Here is a 20,981-nt window from a genome sequence, read left to right as displayed (position 1 = left end):
CAACATATCAAAAAAAACTATTGCAGCAATATGAACGTTTGCGTCAGTACGCTGAAGGAAAGTCATACAGCGCAAAATGGCAGAGGAAAATGCTATGGAAATTTACAAACGCGGAAGGATCGGCAAAAGAGGCATAAAAACGTGACACAAGTCACCGAATTTAGCGTTTCAAAAATTTTTTAGCGGGGGGAGGACTCCCCCCGTCAGATCATTTTACGATGGTTTTCACGCCCTCAGCGGTGCCGATCAGCGCCACATCCGCGCCACGGTTGGCGAATAGCCCTACGGTCACTACGCCTGGAATGCCGTTGATGGCGTTTTCCAGCGCAATCGCGTCAAGAATTTCCAGACCGTGAACGTCGAGGATCACGTTGCCGTTGTCGGTCACTACGCCCTGACGATATTCCGGACGACCGCCCAGCTTGACCAGCTGACGGGCAACCGCGCTGCGGGCCATCGGGATCACTTCAACCGGCAGCGGGAAATTCCCCAGAATGTCCACCTGCTTGGAGGCGTCGGCGATGCAGATAAACTTGTCCGCAACGGAGGCGATGATTTTTTCACGGGTCAGCGCCGCGCCGCCGCCTTTGATCATCTGCATGTGGCCGTTGATTTCATCCGCACCATCAACGTAAATCCCCAGACGATCCACTTCGTTAAGATCGAAAACGGTAATGCCGAGGCTTTTCAGCTTTTCCGTGGAAGCATCAGAGCTGGAAACCGCGCCCTCGATCTGCCCCTTCATCGTGCCCAGCGCATCGATAAAGTGTGCCGCGGTTGATCCCGTACCGACACCGACAATGGTACCCGGCTGTACGTACTGGAGAGCGGCCCATCCTACTGCTTTTTTCAGTTCATCCTGCGTCATGATCGTTTTGCCTGTGGTGTGAAAACTCAGGGCGCATTATAGAACACGTCGAATGGAATTCGTCTGCCACAAAGGGAAAATTGTGTCATAGTGCAGAATAAGCAAAATTAAGGAGCCAGCCAGAGCAATGAAACGTCCGGACTACAGAACACTACAGGCACTTGATGCAGTTATTCGTGAACGAGGTTTTGAGCGCGCGGCGCAAAAGCTTTGCATCACGCAGTCCGCCGTCTCTCAGCGTATCAAACAGCTTGAAAATATGTTCGGCCAGCCGCTGCTGGTGCGTACCGTGCCGCCACGTCCAACCGAGCAAGGACAAAAGCTCCTCGCCCTGCTGCGCCAGGTTGAACTGCTGGAAGACGAGTGGCTGGGTGACGAGCAAACGGGCTCTACGCCGCTGCTGCTCTCTCTGGCGGTCAACGCCGACAGTCTGGCAACCTGGCTGCTGCCGGCCCTTGCGCCGGTCCTCGCGGACTCCCCTATCCGCCTGAATTTGCAGGTTGAAGACGAAACCCGTACTCAGGAGCGCCTGCGTCGTGGTGAGGTGGTTGGGGCCGTCAGTATCCAGCCTCAGGCGCTGCCAAGCTGTCTTGTCGATCAGTTAGGCGCCCTGGACTATCTGTTTGTGGGTTCAAAAGCCTTTGCGGAACGCTACTTCCCCAACGGCGTCACCCGCGCGGCGCTGCTGAAAGCCCCTGCCGTGGCCTTCGACCATCTGGACGATATGCATCAGGCGTTCCTGCAGCAAAACTTCGACCTGCCGCCGGGCAGCGTGCCGTGCCATATCGTGAACTCGTCTGAAGCCTTCGTGCAGCTTGCGCGCCAGGGCACGACCTGCTGCATGATCCCGCACCTGCAGATTGAAAAAGAGTTGAAAAGCGGTGAGCTGATTGACCTGACGCCGGGGCTGTATCAGCGCCGGATGCTCTACTGGCACCGTTTTGCGCCGGAAAGCCGGATGATGCGCAACGTCACCGACGCGCTGCTGGCGTACGGGCATAAGGTATTGAGACAGGATTAAAAAGAAAAGCCGGGTGGCGGCTACGCCTTACCCGGCCTACAGATTACTGAGCCGGTTTCGGCTGTGCTGCAACAGGTTCAAGCTGGAACACCACATCCACCTGATCGTCGAACTGGATTGTCGGCTGCTCGTAAGTTTCCTGAGCGGATACCGGCGCTGCGTCAGCCTTCATCATACGAACCATCGGGCTTGGCTGGTAGTTAGAGACGTGGTAACGCACGCTGTAAACCGGACCGAGCTTGCTCTTAAAGCCAGAAGCCAGCTGTTCCGCCTGGTGAATGGCATCATCAATCGCCGCTTTACGCGCTTCGTCTTTGTACTTCTCCGGTTGCGCAACGCCCAGCGACACGGAACGGATCTCGTTCAGGCCCGCCTTCAGCGCACCGTCCAGCAGCGAGTTAAGCTTATCCAGCTGACGCACGGTCACTTCAACGGTACGCACCGCACGGTAGCCTTTCAGGATGCTTTTGCCATTCTGGTAGTCGTAATCGGGTTGAGTACGCAGGTTCGCAGAGTTGATATCTTTTTTACCGACACCGTTCTGCTCGAGGAAAGAGAGGTATTGCGCAACGCGATCGTCAGCCTGCTTCTTGGCCGTCGCTGCATCTTTCGCCGCCACATTGACCTCAATTGCCAGGGTTGCAACATCGGGTACCGCGTCCACGCTTGCGGTGCCTGACGTGACGATGTGCGGGCCATCCGGCAATTCGCTTGCCTGCACCGACACCGCACCGAAACTCACTAATGCCGCCAGGGCCATCACTTTAAACTTCACTGTCATTCCTCCATGTTGCGAAGAGTGCCCCAATAACAGGGCGCATGCCAGCAAGCTTAGCGGGTCTTGTTCAGTTGTCCATAAGACAAGGATTAGTTGAACAATTCCTGGACATGATGAATCCCCTCTTTCGCCAGCTGGAAAGCGATAAACCACATCACCAGGCCGACCAGGGTATTAATGATGCGCTGGGCTTTGGCCGTACGCAGGCGAGGCGCCAGCCAGGCCGCCAGAATGGCGAGACCGAAGAACCACATGAAAGAGGCGCTGACCGTACCGAGCGCAAACCAGCGTTTCGGCTCAACGTCCAGTTGACCGCCCAGGCTGCCCAGCACGACGAAGGTGTCGAGATACACATGCGGGTTAAGCCAGGTCACCGCCAGCATGGTGACGATAATCTTCCAGCGCCCCTGCTTCATGACCTCCGCGCTCGCCAGTTCGAGGTTGCTGCTCATCGCCGTTTTCAGCGCGCCGAATCCGTACCAGAGCAGAAACGCCACGCCGCCCCAGGTGACCAGCGCCAGCAGCCACGGAGACTGCATCAGCAGCGCGCTGCCGCCAAAAATCCCGGCACAGATCAGCAGCAAATCGCTTACCGCGCACAGCAGGGCAATCATCAGATGGTACTGGCGGCGGATGCCCTGATTCATCACGAACGCATTTTGCGGGCCGAGGGGAAGGATCATGGCTGCACCTAAGGCAAGCCCTTGAAAATAATAAGATAGCATGATGATTTCTCGCAGAGTTGTTCTGGAAGCTGACTATACTGCGCGAATCACATTAGATGAAATGGATAATATTAATTGGGTATTAGCGGAGCTTATGAAGGTAAAGCCCGGTGGCGCTAGCGCTTACCGGGCCTACAACGTCGGGGGATTACTCGGCGGCTTTCTCGCGTTTAAGATTCACGTCCATCTGCGGATACGGGAAACTGATGCCGTTGGCGTCGAAGTCGCGCTTAATGCGTTCCAGCACGTCCCAGTACACGTTTTGCAGATCGCTGCTTTTACTCCAGATACGCACCACAAAGTTAATGGAGGAAGCGCCGAGTTCATTCAGGCGAACCGTCTGCTCTTTGTCTTTCAGAATGCGATCGTCTGAAGCAATGATGTTGGTAATCAGCGACTTCACCTGATCGATGTCGGAGTCGTATGCCACGCTGATAATCAGTTCGTTACGACGCACCGGCTCACGGGAGAAGTTGATAATGTTGCCCGCGATAATTTTCCCGTTCGGCACGACCACGATGCGGCCATCGACGGTACGCATAGTCGTTGAGAAAATCTGCACCTGCAGCACGGTTCCGGCAATGCCGCCAAGGTCAACGTATTCGCCGGAGCGGAACGGACGGAAGGTCACCAGCAGCACGCCTGCCGCCAGGTTTGAAAGCGAGCCCTGCAGTGCCAGACCAATGGCCAGACCGGCGGCACCGAGAACGGCGATGACGGAGGCGGTTTGCACCCCCACACGGCCCAGCGCGGCAATCAGCGTGAAGGCGATAATGCCGTAGCGCACCAGTGCGGAGAGGAAGTCTGCCACCGTGGCGTCAATGTGACGGGCCAGCATTACGCGGTTAACCGTATTCGAGACAATACGCGCCACGATCATCCCGACGATGATGATGGCAATCGCCGCGACGATGTTCACGGCATAGCTCAGCAGCAGGGCCTGGTTGCGCACCAGCCAGTTACCGGCGTTATTGATGCTGTCTACAACATCGAGTTGTTCCATTTATTCTTCCTTTTGTTAAACCAAAACACAAAATCCATCCCCCATGGAGACAGGCAGGTCAGTAAAGGGTAAACAAAAAGCACCGGCTTTGCCAAACAGATCACAAAAACAGGGCTGGCAGGGTATTGAAAAAGCATAAAAAAAGCCCGCATTTGCGGGCCTTTTGATGCTGTTAGCAGCTCAAATTACAGAACGTCGATTGCGTTCAGTTCTTTGAAAGCCTGCTCCAGACGGGTCACCATGGACGTCTGCGCTGCGCGCAGCCATACGCGTGGATCGTAGTATTTCTTGTTCGGCTGGTCTTCGCCTTTCGGGTTGCCCAGCTGGCCCTGCAGGTAAGCTTCGTTCGCTTTGTAGTACTGCAGGATACCGTCCCAAGTTGCCCACTGGGTGTCGGTGTCGATGTTCATTTTCACAACGCCGTAGCTTACGGAGTCTTTGATTTCCTGAGCAGAAGAACCGGAACCGCCGTGGAAGACGAAGTTCAGGCTGTTGTGCGGCAGGTTGTGTTTCTTGGAAACGTATTCCTGAGAATCACGCAGGATGGTTGGGGTCAGAACCACGTTACCTGGTTTGTAAACGCCGTGTACGTTACCGAAGGACGCTGCAATGGTGAAGCGTGGGCTGATTTTGCTCAGCTCGGTGTAAGCGTAATCAACGTCTTCTGGCTGGGTGTACAGTGCAGAAGCGTCCATGTGGCTGTTGTCCACGCCGTCTTCTTCACCGCCGGTGCAACCCAGTTCGATTTCCAGGGTCATGTCCATTTTGGCCATGCGCGCCAGGTACTTGGAGCAGATTTCGATGTTTTCGTGCAGTGACTCTTCAGACAGGTCGATCATGTGAGAAGAGAACAGTGGCTTACCGGTTGCCGCGAAGTGTTTTTCACCCGCGTCCAGCAGACCGTCGATCCACGGCAGCAGTTTCTTCGCGCAGTGGTCAGTGTGCAGGATAACTGGAACACCGTAGTGTTCAGCCATCTGGTGTACGTGGTGCGCACCAGAGATAGCGCCCAGGATTGCAGCACCCTGAGGAATGTCAGTTTTCACGCCTTTACCTGCGATGAACGCAGCGCCGCCGTTAGAGAACTGAACGATAACTGGAGCTTTAACTTTAGCAGCAGTTTCCAGTACGGCGTTGATGGAGTCGGTACCCACGCAGTTAACTGCTGGCAGAGCGAAGTTGTTTTCTTTAGCTACCTGGAACACTTTCTGTACGTCATCACCAGTGATAACGCCAGGTTTTACGAAATCAAAAATTTTAGACATGTTGCTTAGTCCTGTATCTTCGGCCGTTAGAAAAGGTGCGAGCTCTTAAAAGCGCGCTGAAAATTGGGCAGGTTTCCCTGCCCTTGAATGGCTTACTTCTTAGCGCGCTCTTCGAGCATTGCTACTGCTGGCAGTACTTTGCCTTCCACGAATTCGAGGAATGCGCCGCCACCAGTGGAGATATAGGAGATCTTGTCAGCGATACCGAACAGGTCGATTGCTGCCAGGGTGTCACCACCGCCTGCGATAGAGAACGCTTCGCTGTCTGCGATTGCGTTAGCCACGATTTCAGTCCCTTTGCGGAAGTTCGGGAATTCGAACACGCCAACAGGACCGTTCCACAGGATAGTTTTTGCGTTTTTGAGGATTTCAGCCAGTTTCTGTGCAGAAACGTCGCCCAGGTCCAGAATCTGCTCTTCGTCTTTGATGTCGTTTACAGATTTCAGGGTCGCGGTTGCGGTTTCGGAGAACTCGGTCGCGACGCGAACGTCAGTTGGAACCGGGATATCACAGGTACCCAGCAGGCGTTTGGCTTCGTCAACCAGGTCTGCTTCGTACAGGGATTTACCGACGTTGTGGCCCTGAGCGGCAACGAAGGTGTTCGCGATACCACCGCCAACGATCAGCTGGTCAGCGATTTTAGACAGAGAATCCAGAACGGTCAGTTTGGTAGAAACTTTAGAACCACCAACGATAGCGACCATCGGACGAGCAGGCTCTTTCAGTGCTTTACCCAGCGCTTCCAGTTCGTCAGCCAGCAGAGGACCGGCACACGCTACGTCTGCGAATTTACCGATACCATGGGTAGACGCCTGAGCACGGTGAGCCGTACCGAATGCATCCATCACGAATACGTCGCACAGTGCAGCGTATTTTTTGGACAGGGTTTCGTCGTCTTTCTTCTCGCCTTTGTTGAAGCGAACGTTTTCCAGCACAACCAGTTCACCGGCTGCAACGTCAACGCCGTCCAGGTAATCTTTCACCAGGCGAACCGGGTTGGACAGTTTGTCTTTCAGGTAATTAACCACTGGCAGCAGAGAGAACTCTTCGTTGTACTCGCCTTCAGTTGGACGACCCAGGTGGGAGGTGACCATCACTTTCGCGCCCTGCTTCAGAGCCAGTTCGATGGTTGGCAGAGATGCACGGATACGCGCGTCGCTGGTCACTTTGCCATCTTTAACCGGTACGTTCAGATCGGCACGGATGAAAACGCGTTTACCAGCCAGATCCAGATCGGTCATCTTAATTACAGACATGGTGAATCCTCTCGTTGATTCTTAAAGTTTTGCAGACGCACGATGCGCCTTACCTGAAACCTTGAGCAGCCATTGCTAACGTGGTGTCGAGCATTCGGTTAGCAAAGCCCCATTCGTTATCACACCAGACCAGCGTCTTGATAAGGTGTGCGCCACTGACCCTCGTTTGCGTGCCATCGACGATGGCGCTGTGCGGGTCGTGGTTAAAATCTACTGAGACCAACGGTAATTCCGTATAGTCAACTATACCATGAAATGCCCCCTGTGCCGCTTTTTGCAGCAACAGGTTGACTTCACAGGCTTTTACCGGTTTTTTCACCGTCACGCTAAGGTCGATCGCGGTGACGTTGATCGTCGGGACGCGCACGGCAATCGCCTCAAAACGATCGTTGAACTGCGGAAAAATTCGGGTAATCCCAGCAGCCAGCTTTGTATCCACCGGAATGATTGACTGGCTCGCTGCACGCGTGCGCCGTAAATCCGGGTGGTAAGCGTCAATGACCTGTTGATCGTGCATGGCGGAGTGAATCGTGGTCACGGTGCCGGACTCAATGCCATACGCATCGTCTAACAGTTTGATGACCGGAATAATGCAGTTGGTGGTACAGGAGGCGTTGGAAACAATGCGATGTTCGGCTTGCAGCTCATGCTGGTTGACGCCAAACACGACGGTCGCGTCGAGGTCGTTACTGCCGGGATGAGAAAACAGGACTTTTTTCGCACCTGCAGAGAGATGCGCTTCGCCATGTTCGCGATTGCCATACACACCGGTACAGTCAAGCACCACATCCACACCCAGTTCACGCCAGGGTAGCCCGGAGATGCTGTTCTCATGCAGCACACGAATAGCGTCATCACCCACAAAAAGCTGATCTCTTTCCTGGCGCACATCCCAGGCAAAGCGTCCGTGGCTGGTGTCATACTTCAACAAATGCGCCATGCCCGCAGCATCCGCCAGTTCATTGATTGCCACCACGGTCATTTCCGCCCGACGTCCGGATTCATACAAAGCACGAACCACATTACGCCCGATGCGACCGAAGCCGTTAATCGCTACGCGTACGGTCATAGATCTCCTGCAAAGCAATCCCTGAGTTTGAGGTGGCTGAAAGAGTAATCCAGCTACGCCCGAAGGGGAATCCTTGCTGTCACAAACTGCGATTGATTGGTCATTTGTCGAACATTTAATCGACTGAAACGCTTCAGCAAGAATAAGCGAATCGGGGAATAAAAGGAATGTCTGTCCAGATGAATAAGCGAGCTATATGACTTGCGTCACATTTTAGGTGGAATAATGCTTACAAAAAAGCCGGGTGGCGCGCTAGCGCTTACCCGGCCTACTTTCGAGCCATTTGTAGGCCCGGTAAGCATAAGCGCCACCGGGCAAAATGGTGATTACAGCAGTTCTTTCGCCTTCGCGACAACGTTCTCAACGGTGAAGCCGAACTCTTCGAACAGCAGTTCTGCCGGAGCAGATTCACCGAAGGTGGTCATACCGACGATAGCGCCGTTCAGGCCCACATATTTGAACCAGTAGTCAGCGATACCCGCTTCCACTGCCACACGGGCGGAAACCGCTTTAGGCAGTACGGATTCACGGTAAGCCGCATCCTGCTTGTCGAACGCGTCGGTAGACGGCATGGAAACCACGCGCGCCTTCACGCCTTCGGCAGTCAGTTTTTCCCATGCAGCAACGGCCAGCTCAACTTCAGAACCGGTAGCGATGAAGATCAGCTCTGGCTGGCCCGCGCAATCTTTCAGCACATAACCGCCGCGCGCGATGTTCGCCAGCTGCTCTGGGGTACGTTCCTGCTGCGCCAGGTTCTGACGGGAGAGGATCAGCGCGGTAGGACCGTCCTGACGCTCAACGCCGTATTTCCACGCTACCGCGGATTCCACCTGGTCACACGGACGCCATGTGCTCATGTTCGGGGTCACGCGCAGGGAAGCCACCTGCTCTACCGGCTGGTGAGTTGGGCCGTCTTCGCCCAGACCGATGGAGTCGTGGGTATAGACCATCACCTGACGCTGTTTCATCAGCGCCGCCATACGCACGGCGTTACGCGCATATTCAACGAACATCAGGAAGGTAGAGGTGTACGGCAGGAAACCACCGTGCAGGGAGATACCGTTGGCAATCGCAGTCATACCGAATTCACGTACACCGTAATGGATGTAGTTACCGGCAGTGTCTTCGTTGATTGGCTTAGAACCGGACCACAGGGTCAGGTTAGATGGCGCCAGGTCAGCGGAGCCGCCGAGGAATTCAGGCAGCAGAGGACCGAACGCTTCAATGGCATTCTGAGACGCTTTACGGCTCGCGATTTTAGACGGGTTCGCCTGCAGCTTAGCGATGAATTCGTTCGCTTTCGCGTCGAAGTCAGACGGCATGTCACCTTTCATACGGCGGGTGAATTCAGCCGCTTCCTGTGGGAAGGCTTTCGCGTAAGCAGCGAACTTCTCGTTCCATGCCGCTTCTTTCGCCTGGCCTACTTCTTTTGCATCCCACTGAGCATAGATCTCAGATGGGATTTCGAATGCAGGGTATTTCCAGCCCAGCGCTTCGCGGGTCAGTGCGATTTCCGCGTCGCCCAGCGGCGCGCCGTGGGAGTCGTGCGTACCCGCTTTGTTCGGAGAACCGAAGCCAATGATGGTTTTGCACATCAGCAGGGACGGTTTGTCCGTCACAGCGCGCGCTTCTTCTACTGCACGTTTAATCGAGTCAGCATCGTGGCCATCAACGCCACGCACAACGTGCCAGCCGTAGGCTTCGAAACGTGCAGCGGTGTCGTCAGTGAACCAGCCCTCAACGTGACCGTCGATGGAGATACCGTTGTCGTCATAGAACGCAACCAGTTTACCCAGCTTCAGGGTACCTGCCAGGGAGCACACTTCGTGAGAAATGCCTTCCATCATGCAGCCATCGCCCATGAACGCGTAGGTGAAGTGGTCAACGATGTCGTGGCCAGGACGGTTGAACTGCGCCGCCAGGGTCTTCTCAGCAATCGCCATACCCACAGCGTTTGCAATACCCTGACCCAGCGGGCCGGTGGTGGTTTCTACGCCAGCGGTGTAGCCCACTTCCGGGTGACCTGGAGTTTTAGAGTGCAGCTGGCGGAAGTTTTTCAGCTCTTCGATAGGCAGATCGTAGCCGGTGAGGTGCAGCAGGCTATAGATCAGCATAGAGCCGTGGCCGTTTGACAGCACGAAGCGGTCGCGGTCAGCCCATGACGGGTTCTGCGGGTTGTGGTTCAGGAAATCGCGCCACAGAACTTCGGCGATATCAGCCATACCCATAGGGGCCCCTGGGTGGCCGGATTTGGCTTTCTGTACTGCGTCCATGCTCAGCGCACGAATAGCATTAGCAAGCTCTTTACGTGAGGACATTTTAACTCCAGATCGGACTGTTAAAGGCCATGCCCTTGACGACAGCGCGTTTTGGGCTACGCCGGAAAAAAGTGCCAACAATGTAACCCAAGCCGCAAGTCATGTACATGGAGCATTCTTTTGCTTGTTAAGAAATCTCTGGATCATGCTCGCATGTTGCGCAATCTGCTCGCCCGGCCCTGTAGATATTCCTTATACTTAGCCCAACACCGGCTTCGCTGACGGTGCACTTTTCGGATTTTATTCAGATTAACGAGTACGGAAGCAACCTCATGAAAATGCGTGCAATAGTGCTGGCCCTGGGTACAACGCTCCTGCTGAGCGGCTGTCAGAATATGGACTCTAACGGTCTGATGACGTCAGGCGCAGAGGCCTTTCAGGCCTATTCCCTGAGCGATGCGCAGGTAAAAGCGCTGAGCGACCAGGCCTGTAAAGATATGGACGGAAAAGCCACGCTTGCGCCGGCTAACAGTACCTACACGCAGCGTCTGAATAAGATTGCTTCCGCGCTGGGCGATAACATCAACGGCCAGCCGGTGAACTACAAGGTGTACATGGCGAAAGACGTCAACGCCTTCGCGATGGCAAACGGCTGTATCCGCGTTTACAGCGGGCTGATGGACATGATGACCGACAACGAAGTGGAAGCGGTTATCGGCCATGAAATGGGCCACGTTGCCCTGGGCCACGTGAAGAAAGGGATGCAGGTAGCCCTGGGCACCAATGCCATCCGCGCAGCGGCAGCCTCTGCAGGCGGTATCGTTGGCAGCCTGTCGCAGTCACAGCTGGGCGACGTAGGTGAAAAGCTGGTGAACTCTCAGTTCTCCCAGCGCCAGGAGTCCGAAGCGGATGATTACTCCTACGATCTGTTGCGCAAACGCGGCATTAATCCATCCGGTTTAGCCACCAGCTTCGAAAAACTGGCCAAGCTGGAAGCGGGACGTCAAAGCTCCATGTTTGACGATCACCCTGCCTCAGAAGAACGCGCACAGCATATTCGCGACCGTATGGCCGCAGACGGAATTAAATAATTTCAGAAGGAGGCAGTTTTGCCTCCTTTTTATTTCGCATGAATTGTTAACTTAACAGCACGTATCGATAACACCCCTGGAAGCCCCGCAAAATCTGCCCTGTCACATCGAAACACCTGGTCACATAATTATTGCAAAGGTCACTTTTTCCGGTAATTATCCCCCCTGCAGTTATTCAATTAATATATCCAGACAGAGACGTTCCCTCCGTGAAAAAAGAATTATCATTAATTGCTTTAAGTTTATTTGCCGCATTACCTGCCGCTGCAAGTCAGCAATCCGACAGCCAGGGTTTTATTGACGACAGCCATCTGGACCTGTTTTTACGCAATGCGTATATCAGCCGTGATTATCATCAGGGCCAGCAGGACAAAGCCGAATGGGGTCAGGGGATCATCGCCACGTTTGCATCCGGCTATACTGAAGGACCGGTTGGCTTTGGTGTGGACGGTATTGCTCAATACGGCGTGCGCCTGGACGGCGGCCGCGGCAAGAGCGGCGCGGGCGGCATCGACTTCTTTAAGCAGGAAGACGACGGCCGGGCAAAATCCGATCTGGCAAAGTTTGGCGCAACCGCCAAAATGCGCATCTCGAATACCGTACTGAGCTACGGGAATCAGCGACCAGAATTGCCTATCGTGAATGCCGACAGCTCCCGCCTGCTGTTTGAAAGCTATACCGGCACCATGCTGACCTCAAAAGAGATCGATGGTCTGGAAATCAACGCCGGTTATTTCACGGACGAGCAGCGTAAAAGTGACGACCGCCACGACAGCGGGCTGAAGAGCCTCTCCTTCGGCGGCGCGAGCTACCAGTTCAACGACCAGTTCAGCGGCGCGTTTTACGCCTCTCACAATGAAGAGGTGATGAACAAGCAATATCTGGGCCTGAACTTCAAACAGCCGTTCAGCACCGGGCAGCAGCTGGTGCTCGACTTCAACGGTTATAACTCCCGTCTGGACCAGAGTTATGCGGACAGCCTCGACACGGGCCGCAGCAACGCTATCTGGAGCCTGGCGGCGAGCTACATCTGGGATATTCACACATTCAAAGTGGCGTACCAGCAGAGCAGCGGCAGCACCGGCTACAACTACGGCGGCTACCGCGACCAGGGCGGCGTGGGTGATGGCGGTAACACCATCTGGCTGGCAAATTCCTACTGGTCTGATTTTAACGGCGAAGATGAACGTTCCTGGCAGGCATCCTACGGTCTGGACTTTGGTGGCCTTGGCCTGCCGGGTCTGAGCTGGACCACCGCCTACGTGCGCGGGGACAACATCAAAACCGCAGAAACCAGCAACGGCAAAGAGCACGAGTGGTTTAATCAGATCCAGTACCAGGTGCAGGATGGCCCGGCGAAGGATCTGAAACTGAAACTGCGCTATTCCGTACTGCGCGTCTCCAGCAACGCCAGCGATTATAACGTGGGTGGGGACGAGATCCGCGCTTATGTGGAATACCCGTTTAACGTCTTTTAAAGGCAATAAAAAACCTCTCCAGGGAGAGGTTTTTTTTACGCCAGAAGAGGCTTATTCGCCTTTTTTGGCTGCCTGGATGTAGAGCATTTCCAGAGCCAGGGTCGCTGCGGCCAGCGCAGTGATCTCGGACTGGTCATACGCAGGCGCCACTTCCACCACGTCCATCCCGACAATGTTAAGATCCTTCAGGCCGCGCACCAGCTTGATGGCACGGTCTGAGGTCAGGCCGCCGATCACCGGCGTACCGGTACCCGGCGCAAATGCCGGATCCAGGCAGTCGATGTCGAAGGTCAGATACACAGGCATATCACCCACGATCTGCTTCACCTGCGCGAGGATGTCATCAACACCGCGATCGTTAACCTGACCCGCATCCAGCACGGTGAAGCCGTTGTCTTTGTCGAATTCAGTGCGAATACCGATCTGCACGGAGTGGTTCGGGTCGATCAGACCTTCGTTCGGCGCGGTGAAGAACATGGTGCCGTGGTCAAACTCACAGCCGTTGGCGTAGGTGTCGGTGTGGGCATCGAAGTGCACCAGCGCCATTTTACCAAAGTGCTTCGCGTGGGCGCGCAGCAGCGGCAGGGTCACGAAGTGGTCGCCGCCGAAGGAGAGCATGCGCTTACCGGCAGCCAGCAGCTTCTCGGCGTGGGCCTGCAGCTTTTCGCTCATCTCACGCGCGTCGCCAAAGGCGTACACCAGGTCACCGCAGTCCACCACGTTCAGACGCTCGCGCATGTCGAAGTTCCACGGGAAGCGGTTGTGCTCCCAGGCCAGGTTAGTGGAAACCTGACGGATCGCCGCCGGGCCATGACGGCCACCCGCACGGCCTGACGTTGCCATGTCGAACGGCACGCCGGTGATCACCCAGTCCGCATCACTGTCGTACGGCTGGAAGTTCATCGGAAGGCGTAAAAAACCAAACGCGTTAGATACCAGAGAGTTATCGTACTGATGACCTAAAGTGCTCATGTCCTGTCCTCGTATCATAGATAAACGATCGTTGCTAAAGGTGAAAAAAAATCCCTTCCGCGTCGTTAAGCCCGACGAGGAAGGGATCGTTTCATATCGTAATGCTGTATGGCGCTAAGAATAGCGCCTGAATCCATTAAATTCAAGCGACTCATAAATACAACATATATAGACAACCCATCCTATTCACCAAATAAAATCATAGCCATAAAAATATTATAATCTTTACAATCCATATATTTTCCAAGTGAATATTTAATTCATCCCACCATCTATTTCGCCCTTGTAATTCAAAGGAAAAAACGCCTCATACCATATTCATACATACATAAACAGCATGAGACAGTCTCAATTCGGAATTTATTTAGTTTCAACCTGTGGTTTTCTCTTTTTTTACTCCCTACAATCCCGCCGCTTTATTAAAATTTATGTCTAAATGGAATTATCTATGAACAAATATTTAAAAATTGGTCTTTTTACCATTCTGGCGGGAGCGGGTTCTGCAGCAGCGGCAGAAGATGGCACAATTACCTTTGACGGAACGATCAGTGACGCCACCTGTATTATTACAGGCGGTGACGCACAGGGTGAATCCACCTCTCCTGATTTCACCGTGCATCTGCCAAGCGTCAGCACCACCGCGCTAGCCACTGCGGGTCAGCGCGCGGGAGACACGCCATTCTTCATTAAACTGAGCGGCTCAAATTGCACCAACAACAAAGTCGCCAGCGTCTTCTTCGAACTGGCACAGAGCACCAATATCAACACCGCGACCGGTAACCTGAAAAACACCGTTACCACGGGTGGTGCCGATAAAGTTGAAATCGGTCTGTTAGATTCCAGCAAAGCTGTTTTGGATTTGAATACCGCAAACAATAACCCGAAAACAGCGGTCATTTCGGGTAATACCGCTCGCTTCGACTACTGGGCGCAGTACGTTGCCACCGGCGGTGCGGCAACGGCCGGTAAAGTCACCACTGAAGTCATTTATTCCATTAAGTACCAGTAAGACCTTTGAGCAGTGGGAGTTATCCCACTGCTTTCCCTGCCACATTTAGGAACGTTGAGCCTGATGGTCAGTAATATTCTCAAAGTAATGTTAATGGTGACATTGACGTGGTTCCCCTGCGCCAACGCCACTATACAAATTTTAACAACTCGTGTGGCATTCAATGCAAACGAGAGTGAACAAACCGTTCGCGTAAATAACCTCAGTAAAAACCCGGAGCTGGTGCAGGTCTGGCTTTCCAGCACCGACAAAACCGATGGGACGGAGAAGGAGAATCTTCCGTTCTTTATCAACCCTCCCGCTGCGCGCGTAAACGGTCAGAAAGGGAAAGTTTTCCGTATATTCCAGACAGAGGAAGCCGCAGGAAAATACCCGAAAGATCGCGAAACCCTGCTCTGGCTAAACGTGCTGGATATTCCACCTGAACTGCCGGAAGAGGCGGATCGGAATCAGATAAAAATGGCGTTCCGCACGATGATCAAATTTTTCTATCGCCCTGCGGGCCTGAAAGGCAATCCCATGCAGGCGGGCGACGATCTGAAGTGGGAACTGCGTAAAGTGGCAAAGGGCTACGACGTGGTGGGAACCAATAATTCGCCTTTCCACGTGAGCATGACGAGCGTGTGGCTAACGAATGCCGACAATAAAGACATTGAGATCCCCGGTGACATGATTGTCCCTTATGGAACGCTGGTTTATCACTTTCCGCAGGTGAGCGCAGTGAGTGGACGCGGCATATTTAAATACAATTATATCACTGATTTAGGCGCATATATTAAGCGCACCTATAACTTTTAACTTTTTATACGCTCTACCTTTCGGAAGGTCAAATGTCCGCACGCCATAATAAATACAGGCTTCTCAAAAAAGCGAAAAGTACCCTTGGCCAGATAATGATTCTGGCATTGTGCATTTCAGGCCAGGTTAACGCAGAAACAGAAAAAAAAGCGGTAAACTTTTCTCGCAGCTTTATGAATTTCTATGACAGTGGATTAGACCTTAGCCAGTTCGACGGGGTAGATAAAATCCAGCCAGGTGATTACAAACTGGAAGTATTTAGCAACTTGCGGAAATTAGGAACCTGGCCCATTTCATTTATTCCGGCAAACAATACGCAGGGCGTAAATGCCTGCATGACGCCGGAAATGATTATCCGCTTTGATGTCGATACCAGCAAACTGCCGGAAAACTGGAAGACGGGCCGCTGCCTGATCCTCGAAACGCTTATCCCCGGCGCGACCGTCACCTACAACCAGGATGATGAGCGCCTGGATGTCACCGTTCCGCAGGCGATGCTGCTCAATACACCAGAGGGTTATATCAGCCCTGAACTATGGGATGACGGTGAACCTACCCTCATGGCCTCCTACGCGCTGAGTGGTTCAAGCACGCGCAACCGTGAGTTAGGTGAAACCAGCAACTATCTCTTTGGTAACCTGCAAACCGCTATGACGCTCGGAGCGTGGCGTTTTGTAACCTATGACACCCTGAACCTCGGCAATGATATTGAGGATGAAGGGGTCGATCATCTGCAGGCATTTGCCAGCCGGGGAATTGCGGCCTGGCAATCTGAAGTGGTGCTGGGCGATCTCAACACCAGCGGGGAGATGTTTGATACAACGGCTATTCGCGGCGTCAGACTCGCCACCGACGATCGCATGCTGCCGGATTCCGTGCGCAGCTATGCGCCTGTCGTTCGTGGTTTTGCCAACAGCAACGCGACGGTCACCATCAAGCAGTCTGGCAGTACCCTCTATGAAAAAGTGGTTCCCCCTGGCGAGTTTGCCATCAGCGATCTCTATGCAACGGGCTACAACGGCGATCTGGAAGTCACCGTCAAAGAGACCGATGGCACCATCAATACCTTTACCGTCCCCTACTCCAGCGTTCCGCAGCTGCTGCGCGAAGGCTATTTTCGCTATTCGGTCTCCTCGGGTGAAATCCGCAACACATTTCTTGCCGATGATCCGTGGATGACGGAAGGCACGCTTCAGTACGGTTTGCTTAATAATCTGACCGGTTACGTAGGCGCTCAAACCGCGTTTGATGGCGATTACAACGCCCTGCTGGGTGGTGTGGCTATCAATACCCCGCTGGGGGCATTAGGCCTGGACGTTACCCGCTCTTATACGAACTTTAACTCCAGCACCGGGAGCGATGACTGCGGCTCACTGTGTGACATGTCCCTGCGTATCAGCCTTGCTAAAAATCTTTCCGAAACCGGGACAAATTTCAGCCTGGTGGGTTACCGCTACTCCAGTAAAAATTACTACTCGCTGTCGGATGCCGTCAGCGTGAAGCAGGCGCTGGAGCATGGTAACGACCGATATTTACCCGAACGCTATCGTGAACGCCTGGAAGCAAACATCAACCAGATGCTGCCTGCGGGTTGGGGAAGTTTCTACGTCAGTGGTTTCATCGGCAACATCTGGAACGATGAACTGGGCCGCACGGAAAAATCCAACTACGCGCTGGGATACAACAACCGGTTTGGCTCGTCGACCTGGGGCATTTCGCTTGGCCGAACCAACAATGAAGACGGTGGTCACGACGATACGATCTACCTGAGCGTATCTATGCCGCTCGGCCATCGTTATGAAAAACAGGCTCGCTTGGGAGCAAACTTTAGCTACAACAGTGATGAGGCCACCATCCGCACCTCGCTCAGCGGCTCGGCCGGCGAGCGATCGCAGTATGGCTTTAGCGGCTACTTCAGCGAGTCCAGCAGGCCAGAAACCAACTTCGGTACCAACCTGTCTTATGTGGGCGATAGCGCTTCCGGCGGCGTCGCGTTCAGCCAGTCCCTCCATAGCTTCATGGGCGGTCTGAACATGAACGGTGGCGTGGTTGTGCACCGTGGCGGTATCAATTTGACCCCAACGTTAGGCGACACCATTGGCGTGATAGAGGCCAAAGGCGCTGAAGGGGCAAGAGTTTACCCTGATTCAAATGCGGTCATTAAAGATAACGGCTACGGGATTGTCGGCTATCTGACGCCTTACAGATACAACGATGTCTTCATTGATCCAAAAGGTACATCAATGAGTGTCGATGTAGAGGATACGCGTAAGAGCATTGTGCCAACCGCCGGTGCCGCCGTGCATATCAAAATGGAAACACAGCAGAAGCAACAGACCTTTGTGCGCTTCACACATGCCTCCGGGAAAAAGATCCCCTTCGGCGCATCCATTACCGATGGTAGCAATACCACGCTCGGTATGGTCGGACAGGGTGGCCTGGCAATGCTGACCTTACCTGAACCTGGCAAGCCGATCGTTATTAAATGGAATAGTAATAAGGTGATGAACGCGTGCTCAGCAGAAGTCAATCACCTTTCTGATAACAGAAAAACCCGCAACATGAATAAAGCCGCCTCCTTTAATGCAATAGATATTCTCTGCAAAGGCCTTTAACAGAAAATGAATAAATACATTACTACTCTGCTTTATCTCGTTTTATTATCCGTTTTATGGATGTTTACCCTTGAAGCAAAAGCCTCAGCGTGCAGACTCGAAGGCGTGGAAAAGGTTTTAAATATTACAGACGACATTACGTTAAACCCTGCGGATAAAGGCTCCACTGGAACGGTCTTATGGTCGAAAACGTATACTGCACCTAACATCAAATATATCTGTGATGAATCAACGCAAACGCAGTGGCACACCGCTTACAGCCGAAATTATCTCTCTTCCTCGGTAGATAAAGTCTATACAACCGAAATTCCGGGTATCGGTATTCGGATGAAATGGCCAGCCAACGCAGGAAACACCTGGGTGCCGGGTAACTCCGGCTCTCCGGTGACCTGCAGCCCGAGCTGTTCTATCGACAACAGCACCGTATTGGTAGAATTCGTGCAGACAGGTAATATTAATCAGGGAGAATCCGAGATCCCTGCCGGCGAAATGGTTAACGTAAAAGTCAAACCTTTGCTCACGCCAGAGGATGCGCTTCGTATTCTTACTATCAATTTCTCAGCGCCAATTAAAGTAAATACGCGTTCATGTTCCATTTATCCCTCGTCGACCAACGTCGATTTGGGAACCTACAGTATTGCTTCATTCCAGAATACGCTAAATTATCAAGGTGATAAAAAGGACTTTTCTATTACCATCACATGCCCGGAACAGGCACAAGTTGGCTTAACTTTCTCTTCCCTGATCAATACCAAATTCGCATCAATGAACGGTCTTTTGGGCGTCGAGACCGGCGAAGGCTACGCGAAAAATTTCGCGATTATGGTTTACGAAAAATCCAGCCCTTATGTCTCATCGGCCCTTGTTCTTGGAAAAGAATACCCTTTCCAGGTTTCATCCCGCTTAACTAAAAACTATCAGGCCCAGATATTCGTTCCTGCCGAGGTTAATCGCGAAAACTCATTAAGTGCTGGCAGGGTGGTCGGCGCAATTCAATACACCATGGCTTTAAGATAATTATCAAGGAGAGATTCGTGCTTCAGCGTTTTTCAAAATATGCACTTTTATTAGTGCCGTTCATTCCTGTGGCTCATGCTACGGCGGCACTCCCTGGTCAGCAAAATAAACAGGAACTGGATCGTCTCGAAAGACAAACCAGCCAGGCATTAATAGAAGAAGCCAAGCGGACCGAGCAGTTAATCCAGCAACAAAAAAAAATGCGCGAAGCCGGAGATGAAACCCTGGCCAGCAGCGACTCGAACTGGAAATTTCAGGTCAATCATATTGTCATCCTTGATGATACGCAGTTTGACAACTCACCGCAGCGTCAGGCGATTATCGATCGCTATGAGGGCAAAATGCTCGGTCGAACAGAAATATTTGAACTGGCCAAAGAACTGACCGATTTTTATATTTCTCGTGGTTATGCCACGACGCTGATTGGTGTTGAGCCCGGTAATATCAAAACGGGCACACTCTCTCTGCGGGTGATGTGGGGAAAAATACACGATCTTAAGGTTAACGGGCAAGCGCCGTCCTTCCGTGAACGCACGCGCATGTTCACTGCCTATCCTTTTGCGCAAGACAAGATTCTGAACATGCAGGATGTCGATCAAATGGTCGAAAACCTGCTGCGCGTTTACCCTAACGACAATATTGAAATTCAACCGTCTGTTATAAACAGCTATTCCGATCTTAATCTGCTGCACGTGCCTGCATTCCCTCTTTCGGTCACCGCGGGTCTTAACAACTCTGGCTTTAAGGCTGACGGCTGGCAGCAGTATTATGGCAGCGTAACCGCTAAAAACATTGCCGGCATCAATGATATTTTCAACGTTTATTATTCATGGAATAACCTGAAGAATAACCAGGATAATCAGGATTCGTGGTCAACGAGTTACAGCATCCCACTGGGTTATTGGTCGTTTGACGCGCTTTATTACAAATCCAGCCACGACAAAACGCTTGCCGGCAATAACGCCAGCTACGCTTCTGACGGAGATTCTGACCGTGCTTCTCTGCGTGTCAGCCGCATGCTCGGCCGTAACGCCACGGGTAAAACCAGCTGGTGGGCAAAAGTTGAAAGACGTAATAGCAACAACAGCATTGAAAACCAGCGTATAGACGTCAGCTCTAAAACCTATACCTCGATTTCGTCGGGCGCTACCTGGGTCGGCGCCCTGATGAACGGCTGGTTCTATGGCGATGTGGGCGTGACGGCAGCGGTTCCCTGGTTTGGTTCCGCCTGGAAAAACGATGCCGACCTTAAAGGGTTTGACCTTGATTACGTCAAGTACAACGGCATTGCCAGCTGGACGCGTCCGCTTTTTCAGTCTGGCCGTTTAGGTGGCGTGTATGAACTCAACGCAGGGTTCCAGTACACCCCGAACGTACTGGTTAGCGATGCAAAATTAACGCTGGGCGATGAATTCACCGTACGCGGCTTCAAGGACGATAGCCTGCTGGTTGATAGCGGCGGCTGGATCGCCAATACCCTGCAGTTTCCATTCGATGTTGGCGTCGGCGGTATCTATCAGCTTATTCCCTATGTAGGTTATGACCTGGGCTTTGCCAAAGATAATTGCCCGAAAGGCGTCAACGTATGTGATAGCCAATTCATGATGGGTGGCTCTGTCGGGATTAAAGCTACCGGTAGCCATTTTTCAACGTATGTCCTCGCGGGCTGGCCTATAAAAAAACCAGATTCACTGGAAGAGAATACCGTCGATAACACGGTCGTTTATTACAAGATGGAAGTAACGTTCTAATTTAAGG

The 20,981-nt window shown here is 52.9% G+C and carries 17 protein-coding genes; 8 read left to right on the top strand and 9 right to left on the bottom strand.

From position 1 onward, the window contains the following. Nucleotides 1-208: 208 nt before the first annotated feature. Entirely contained in the window at nt 209-868 is a 660-nt protein-coding gene (rpiA, locus tag HMPREF3143_RS24280) for a ribose-5-phosphate isomerase RpiA (protein ID WP_045351717.1), read from the bottom strand. A 127-nt stretch (nt 869-995) separates the two neighbouring features. Between rpiA and argP the strand changes: the two genes are divergently transcribed. Next, nucleotides 996-1,889, top strand: coding sequence for a DNA-binding transcriptional regulator ArgP (gene argP / locus HMPREF3143_RS24275; protein ID WP_008499727.1), 894 nt, complete (start codon nt 996-998; stop codon nt 1,887-1,889). Nucleotides 1,890-1,932: 43 nt separating this feature from the next. Here the strand turns inward: argP and HMPREF3143_RS24270 are convergent, their stop codons facing one another. The 7 genes from HMPREF3143_RS24270 to tkt form a co-directional block, all read right to left on the bottom strand. Continuing rightward, a complete protein-coding gene (locus HMPREF3143_RS24270; protein ID WP_008499728.1) occupies nt 1,933-2,664 on the bottom strand; it encodes an oxidative stress defense protein in 732 nt (243 codons plus the stop codon). A 92-nt stretch (nt 2,665-2,756) separates the two neighbouring features. Beyond that, on the bottom strand, nt 2,757-3,392 hold the full coding sequence (argO, locus tag HMPREF3143_RS24265; RefSeq protein WP_032675469.1) for an arginine exporter ArgO: 636 nt from the start codon (nt 3,390-3,392) through the stop codon (nt 2,757-2,759). 148 nt (nt 3,393-3,540) lie between these two features. Then, nucleotides 3,541-4,395 carry a small-conductance mechanosensitive channel MscS gene (mscS, locus tag HMPREF3143_RS24260; protein ID WP_008499730.1) on the bottom strand — a complete coding sequence of 285 codons (855 nt, stop codon included), beginning with the start codon at nt 4,393-4,395 and terminating at the stop codon, nt 3,541-3,543. 185 nt (nt 4,396-4,580) lie between these two features. Beyond that, nucleotides 4,581-5,660, bottom strand: coding sequence for a class II fructose-bisphosphate aldolase (fbaA, locus tag HMPREF3143_RS24255; RefSeq protein WP_008499731.1), 1,080 nt, complete (start codon nt 5,658-5,660; stop codon nt 4,581-4,583). A gap of 92 nt (nt 5,661-5,752) precedes the next feature. After that, the gene (gene pgk, locus HMPREF3143_RS24250) at nt 5,753-6,916 is read right to left on the bottom strand and encodes a phosphoglycerate kinase (protein WP_008499732.1); all 1,164 of its coding nucleotides are present in this window, start codon (nt 6,914-6,916) and stop codon (nt 5,753-5,755) included. Between the two features lie 49 nt (nt 6,917-6,965). Continuing rightward, nucleotides 6,966-7,985, bottom strand: a complete 1,020-nt coding sequence (gene epd, locus HMPREF3143_RS24245) for an erythrose-4-phosphate dehydrogenase (protein WP_032675470.1) — start codon at nt 7,983-7,985, stop codon at nt 6,966-6,968. A gap of 326 nt (nt 7,986-8,311) precedes the next feature. Further along, complete coding sequence (tkt, locus tag HMPREF3143_RS24240; protein WP_021242065.1) at nt 8,312-10,303, bottom strand: transketolase; 1,992 nt, start codon at nt 10,301-10,303, stop codon at nt 8,312-8,314. 272 nt (nt 10,304-10,575) lie between these two features. On the opposite strand from tkt, the gene HMPREF3143_RS24235 reads away from it, so the two are divergent. Both HMPREF3143_RS24235 and HMPREF3143_RS24230 read left to right on the top strand, forming a co-directional pair. Further along, entirely contained in the window at nt 10,576-11,334 is a 759-nt protein-coding gene (locus HMPREF3143_RS24235) for a metalloprotease LoiP (RefSeq protein ID WP_021242066.1), read from the top strand. Between the two features lie 209 nt (nt 11,335-11,543). Then, complete coding sequence (locus HMPREF3143_RS24230; RefSeq protein ID WP_008499736.1) at nt 11,544-12,812, top strand: OprD family outer membrane porin; 1,269 nt, start codon at nt 11,544-11,546, stop codon at nt 12,810-12,812. Nucleotides 12,813-12,863: 51 nt separating this feature from the next. Here the strand turns inward: HMPREF3143_RS24230 and speB are convergent, their stop codons facing one another. Next, nucleotides 12,864-13,784, bottom strand: a complete 921-nt coding sequence (gene speB, locus HMPREF3143_RS24225) for an agmatinase (RefSeq protein WP_008499737.1) — start codon at nt 13,782-13,784, stop codon at nt 12,864-12,866. Nucleotides 13,785-14,232: 448 nt separating this feature from the next. On the opposite strand from speB, the gene HMPREF3143_RS24220 reads away from it, so the two are divergent. From HMPREF3143_RS24220 to HMPREF3143_RS24200, 5 genes are all read left to right on the top strand, one after another. Continuing rightward, nucleotides 14,233-14,793, top strand: coding sequence for a fimbrial protein (locus tag HMPREF3143_RS24220; protein WP_023294516.1), 561 nt, complete (start codon nt 14,233-14,235; stop codon nt 14,791-14,793). A gap of 93 nt (nt 14,794-14,886) precedes the next feature. Further along, nucleotides 14,887-15,591, top strand: a complete 705-nt coding sequence (locus HMPREF3143_RS24215) for a fimbrial biogenesis chaperone (protein ID WP_225828762.1) — start codon at nt 14,887-14,889, stop codon at nt 15,589-15,591. Nucleotides 15,592-15,623: 32 nt separating this feature from the next. Next, nucleotides 15,624-18,206 carry a fimbria/pilus outer membrane usher protein gene (locus tag HMPREF3143_RS24210; protein WP_070534408.1) on the top strand — a complete coding sequence of 861 codons (2,583 nt, stop codon included), beginning with the start codon at nt 15,624-15,626 and terminating at the stop codon, nt 18,204-18,206. A gap of 6 nt (nt 18,207-18,212) precedes the next feature. Further along, nucleotides 18,213-19,223, top strand: coding sequence for a fimbrial protein (locus HMPREF3143_RS24205; RefSeq protein WP_023294518.1), 1,011 nt, complete (start codon nt 18,213-18,215; stop codon nt 19,221-19,223). A gap of 17 nt (nt 19,224-19,240) precedes the next feature. After that, the gene (locus HMPREF3143_RS24200) at nt 19,241-20,974 is read left to right on the top strand and encodes a ShlB/FhaC/HecB family hemolysin secretion/activation protein (RefSeq protein WP_070534407.1); all 1,734 of its coding nucleotides are present in this window, start codon (nt 19,241-19,243) and stop codon (nt 20,972-20,974) included. The last annotated feature ends 7 nt before the right edge of the window (nt 20,975-20,981 follow it).

Origin of the sequence: Enterobacter sp. HMSC16D10, from assembly GCF_001807145.1 — a bacterium.
GTDB lineage: Bacteria > Pseudomonadota > Gammaproteobacteria > Enterobacterales > Enterobacteriaceae > Enterobacter > Enterobacter roggenkampii.
This window is presented reverse-complemented; position numbering and strand designations above follow the sequence as displayed.